Annotated in this window: 1 protein-coding gene; it reads left to right on the top strand. The window is 71.2% G+C overall.

The features are described 5' to 3' along the window. Window positions 1–107: 107 nt before the first annotated feature. Window positions 108–312: fluoride efflux transporter FluC (locus UK12_RS34975; RefSeq protein WP_442973938.1), on the top strand; the 205-nt coding region annotated here is incomplete at its 3' end.

Below are 312 nucleotides of genomic sequence, written 5' to 3'. Positions count from 1 at the left end.
GACGCTCCCGTAGCCGGGCACGGCCGGGGCGCGGAGGGGGCGAAGTGATCTCTGCCGGGTTGGTGAACTAGCTGCTGGTGCTCGCGGGAGCGGCGGTCGGCGCGCCGATGCGCTACTTGACGGACCGTACGGGGCAGGTCAGGGACGCGCAGGTCTTGCCCTGGGGCACCTTCACGGTCAACGGGGGCGGGTGTCTGGTGCTGGGGCTGGTCACGGGGGCGGTGACCGGCGGTGCCGTCGGTTCGCACGTCCAGTTGCTGCTCGGCACTGGCCTATGCGGGCCGCTGACCACGTACTCGACCTTCTCGTACC

The sequence above is a fragment of the Saccharothrix sp. ST-888 genome (genome assembly GCF_000955975.1).
In the GTDB taxonomy this organism is placed as follows: domain Bacteria; phylum Actinomycetota; class Actinomycetes; order Streptomycetales; family Streptomycetaceae; genus Kitasatospora.
Note: the sequence above shows the minus strand (reverse complement) of the source record. Positions and strands in the feature narration are given on the sequence as shown.